Source organism: Crocosphaera chwakensis CCY0110, assembly GCF_000169335.1.
GTDB lineage: Bacteria > Cyanobacteriota > Cyanobacteriia > Cyanobacteriales > Microcystaceae > Crocosphaera > Crocosphaera chwakensis.
The window spans coordinates 1-4,933 of the sequence record NZ_AAXW01000121.1 but is presented as its reverse complement, the minus strand read 5'-3'; the positions used below and the strand labels follow the sequence as shown (position 1 = coordinate 4,933).

General features: G+C 32.5%; 5 protein-coding genes. 2 read left to right on the top strand and 3 right to left on the bottom strand.

All coding sequences use genetic code 11. The annotated features are described in order from the left end of the window. Positions 1–145 precede the first annotated feature (145 nt). Entirely contained in the window at positions 146–1,243 is a 1,098-nt protein-coding gene (locus CY0110_RS27370) for a hypothetical protein (RefSeq protein WP_008278919.1), read from the bottom strand. A 1,255-nt stretch (positions 1,244–2,498) separates the two neighbouring features. Between CY0110_RS27370 and CY0110_RS27365 the strand changes: the two genes are divergently transcribed. Then, a complete protein-coding gene (locus tag CY0110_RS27365; RefSeq protein ID WP_008278918.1) occupies positions 2,499–3,254 on the top strand; it encodes a GIY-YIG nuclease family protein in 756 nt (251 codons plus the stop codon). A 355-nt stretch (positions 3,255–3,609) separates the two neighbouring features. Here CY0110_RS27365 and CY0110_RS27360 read toward each other — a convergent pair whose 3' ends face one another. Both CY0110_RS27360 and CY0110_RS27355 read right to left on the bottom strand, forming a co-directional pair. Beyond that, entirely contained in the window at positions 3,610–4,065 is a 456-nt protein-coding gene (locus CY0110_RS27360; protein ID WP_008278917.1) for a DUF3368 domain-containing protein, read from the bottom strand. Next, positions 4,062–4,280 (bottom strand): UPF0175 family protein, encoded by a 219-nt coding sequence (locus CY0110_RS27355; RefSeq protein ID WP_008278916.1) that lies wholly within the window; start codon positions 4,278–4,280, stop codon positions 4,062–4,064. The genes CY0110_RS27360 and CY0110_RS27355 overlap by 4 nt, the downstream gene beginning before the upstream one ends. A 314-nt stretch (positions 4,281–4,594) precedes the next feature. Here CY0110_RS27355 and CY0110_RS27350 point away from each other — a divergent pair. Next, positions 4,595–4,933, top strand: a 339-nt coding sequence (locus tag CY0110_RS27350) for a MobC family plasmid mobilization relaxosome protein (protein WP_232285824.1), incomplete at its 3' end; no start/stop codon positions are given.

The window sequence follows — 4,933 nt, the reverse complement described above, 5'->3', positions numbered from 1 at the left end:
ACCATTGAAAACCTGTGTGGGATTCTTTAAAGTTTAAAGAAACAAATTAAAGCTCTAATCAATGCTTGAGATAGAGCAATAATTTTAATTAACAGAAAAGCTTTTTCCATAGCTTTCATACTCCACTAATGATTAAGTGTTTAAATTATTCAATAGCATTCCATCCTTCTATTGATGCCATTAAAATATTAATAGCAGGATGATTAATTAACTCTTTTAAAGCTTCTTGTCCGCCAGCTTTTAACATCCTAACAATTCGAGTTTTAAAATGAGAATTTTTCTCAATTCTTTCAATTGTTTCTGTCGCAATTTTTAAGTTATTAGCAGGATTAGGAGGAAAATAAGTTTTTGATAATTCATTTAATAAATCTTGAATTTGCTTAGCTACTTCTTCTAAATTTTTCTTTTCTTCCGGAGAAAAATTGTACTGTTCAACAATAGCGGTATCTATTTTACCAAAACCGGTAACACTAGCCACATTACTTTTAGTAATATTAATATCAGGATTATTTTCAGTCATATTAAGCCTCTTAAATGAACTATTAACAAAGATGTTTGTCCCTTGAACTTGATATCTTGTAAAAACTTCTTGATCAATTTCTTCAGAATGTTCTTTTAAATATTGTAAAATACTTTCAAAATTAATTTTAATTGATTCATATTTATTAACATTTACTGATTTATTACAAAGCTCTTTTAAGATAGAAAATAAATATCGAAAATACTCTTTTGAAACCTCCTTAATAGGAATAATTAATTTTTCTTCACCTGAAAGATTTTTGAAAGGAGGAAGTAAAACCATACAAGGAAAAAACTTAATAGGAACTTGTAATTTAGCAGCAATTTTTATAGATTCATTTTTATCAAATGGTTTGGTTGGTTTAAAAAGTTTATAAACACTAATTCTTTCGTATAAAGTTGTACCTAAAATAGATTTCCAATATTTTAAATAATTTTGTAGATTAAAATGTGGTTTTTCTAGAACGTAAATATATAACCATCCCGTAATAATTGTGTCTAAAGTTTGATAATTGTATTTAACATACTCTACCATTTGATTATCTTCTTCCGTATAAAGAAGAACTCCTACGAGATATTTATGATAAGTATTAATAAAATTTTCATCAGTAATATATTTTTGATTTAATGTAGAACTCTCTTTGACTGTTGACAAAGTAAAAGCTACATTATCAATATTTTTATAAGAATTAAAAAAAGCGTCAAAGTCTTTAATAGGTATCATAGTATAAATTTTAATCTAAATAGATTAACATACCTGTAATATTTTTCTAAAATATAAAATTTCTAGATTTAAAGCAAGAGGCAAGAAATAAAAATTAACCACACTTTATGAACTTAACAAATTCTATGAAGTTTTAAATTACAAATCGTATTTTCTAATTTGAAATCGCTCATCGCTCATGTTATTTAATTTATATGGGGGCATACTGCCCCCATACCCCCTGTATGCGGTTTTCGACACTCACTCAGTCATTCCGCTACGCTTCATTCCTTCTGTTCGGTCTCAAACCGCTTCAAAATCTTCATAAAGTTGAGATCTCCAACCGGGGTAAAGACAAGATACGTGTATTTTTTATCATGTCCTTAAGAAATATTAAAATTCTTAAAATTGGCCATGTATATACCACTTTCTTATCTTTTCTTTCTCATTTATTTTTAAATAAACGTTATGAATGAGTTGGGATTGGCGATCGCACTAAAAGAAAAGAATAAAAATAACTTTGCCGAAAAAGAAAGTTGGAGATCTAATACCCGAATGCTTCAAACCCTTATATATTGGTTTTGTTGAAATTAAACATTGCCTAAAAGAATATATTCTCGGCAATGTTTTGAGACTGTATATACATGGCTTGTTACATAACTTTACATCGTGATAAATTTTGCACGTATCGTCTTTACCCCAACCTAGAAGCAACCAATATTCCCTTAATTAACCAATTTATCGCCCTTAACCACTGGAACTATTAATAGGTAAACTAGTCATTCGCTACAGTCGTTTCCAGGTTACTTTGAAAAATAACCTCTATTACTGTCACAGCTTAAGCTGAAAGTATTTGTAAGTTAATTTATCATACAGTGTGTTCTTATTATAAGAATACTGTAATCACTTTATTAAGTGAATTTGCTAAACTCTCATATTAACTCCCAAGTTTAACTAGCTTTCTGAAAGAATAACTATATTTGTTAAACAAAATTGACTACATTGCATACTTAACAATATAACACTGTCTTAAATAATTTTTTTTATTAAGTAAAGACAGTTTACTTGTGCTTGCTTAAATTTTTAAATATTCTTAAATTAAGCAATATAACATACATATTGTTTAACACTGTTATACATTTATGTATGCAGCGTAACTATAAATTCTTAGTAAATTCTAATATTTTTCAAAACTAAGTCTAATTACCTAATTTTAATTAGATTTGTTAGACAAACTAGATTACAATATAAGTTATAATAATTAACATTGTATAACATGGCTAAAAGTCAAACCACATCAAGCTTTACTATCCGATGCCCCTCTGAGTTAATGAAGGGTATTGATGAACAAGTAGAACAGACTCGACAAAATAAGACCGATGTAATTGTCGGGATGTTACTAAGTTCTATTCCCTCAGTTCATATCACTGAACGAGTTAAATTACCCTCTCAAGCTGGAATCTATTTTGTTTACACTTTAGACCATCAACTTCTCTATATTGGCAAAGCAGATAACTTAAGAACTCGTTGGAATAGTCATCACAAGTATCAATACTTTATCGAGTCGTCTATGGATTCTCGTATTGGTTACTTTACTTTTGACTCTGTTGATAACCTAAACCAAACTATAGAAGAGTTCCAATCAGAACCCATTGAGACAATTCAAACTAAAACATTAGTAACCTCTGACCAATTTGAGAAACTAGAACAGGAATTGACCACCCTTAAAAAGCAGTTCAATGATACCTTGTCAGTTTTAGTCCAACTTGGGTCAGATAAGGTGGTTAAGAAGCTTCAAAACTACTTACCCAAAAGAGGCTTACAAGAATGGAACCCCTCATCAGAAGACCTACGAGAAGGCATTACCCGGAGTGGTTTAGCTAAGCACTTCGGTTTCAACACAGTCAAAGACTTAGAGGATGCAGCTTCTTTATTAGAAGTTGACCCCATTGAGTACCTTGAAGAGTTAAGCGGTTGGAAATATAGACCTACTGAAGAAGGAAGCAGTTTGTCTAAGTTCTTTCAAGCTTAATAATTTAATCTTAAAAGTATGCCGTACTGATAAACGGTTACGGCATCCCCTAAAAGAAAAACTTACTAATCTCATCTTGATTACTTCTAAGGGTTTAAAATTTAAGCTAAAATTACTTTATTTTATAGTCAGTATATGTTTAGCAATTTTTTACTATTATTTGTTATACGTTATGTATAACAACATTAAACAAATAACAAAACAGTGTTTTAATTAAATGTATAAATTAACTTATAGTCAACTTTAATAATTGTGGTTAATAACCATTTATATCATTAATGTATGATAATGTTAAAAACGCTGTAACTAAATAAATATTATAGTGTTATACTTAACTTCTAAAAAGAGCAACTAATTAAATTTCTCCTGACAATCGCAAAGCTTCTCGTACAATTCCTTCACTAATACGAAAATCTGCTTCCAACAATGCCATTATTAACGGTTTGATTTCAGAAATAACCCCCTGACGTTTTCCACGTAGCAACATTCCCACTGTCCCTATTACCTTCAAATTAAGTTGTTGGGCAACACGACGGGCTTTCTTATCATCAAGAATTAACAACACATCCCCTAATTCCATTGCTAGGGCGATCGCCTCAGCTTCCCCTGCATCCATTTGGGTTTTTAACGTAGCCACAACACCGACATTTTGGACAGGTTTAACCGTCAACCAACTTAAAGGGGTTTTGACTTCTGTTGCCACCATTGGCGGTGCATACACAGTGGAGAAAACCATCGGTAACAAATTCAACTGGCCAATGCGTTCTAGTCCAATTAAACAAGTGCTATTCGTAACCGCCTCTGTGGTCAAAAGTTCATCTCCTGTTCTAATTCTTCGGGGGGATAATTAATCACAGGAACCCCTAATTTACCAAGTAATTCAATAAAAGTCGGTTTAGAATAACCCGCCAGTTCTGCTGCTTGTCCTACCGTTAATTTTCCTGTTTCAAATAACTTAACCATCAACAAGAGTCGTGCCTCTTCAACACTAATATTTGGGGGAAGTTGTACTTCTAATGCGTTCATTTTTCTAGTCCCTCTTAATAAAACCTCTTAAAACTTCAACTCTTACACCTTCTCTAACCCCACCTCCCTAACAACTACTATCAATATTAAACCATTAATCAAATAAAGACTTTCCTTTCCCATCTGCCCCAACGGGGGTCTGGGGGTGTCCCCCAGTAAGGGGGTTTGGGGGACTATCCCCCATCAACAAATAACTATTTTCCGATTAGGAAAATACCTTATAATTATGCTATTACTATAACCACATTACCCCCGTATAGGGTTCCTAGTGCTGTCCCTTCCGTGAAGCGGAAGCCAGCAGACCCCATGCACTTATGTTATCGTCAAATTATAAAAATTCTAGCATGGGGTCGCTGTTTAGGGGGTTTCCCCCTAAAACCCCCGTTGGGCAGATGGGAAAGGAATTGTCTCCTCTTTTTAAAATGACCGAAAAACGAAACATTAATCTAACTATTAGAGTAACTCCTTCTGAACGATTAGCTTGGCAAGAAAAGGCCGCCCTCTCAGGTCTTACTTTATCTAACCTCATCCGACAAGCTATGTCTAAAACCCGAACTTGGACAGTTTCAAATAGTTCATTAGTTCAAGAACAAACTAGACAAATCGCTCGCATTGGAAATAACCTTAACCAAATCGCTAAATGGGCTAATACC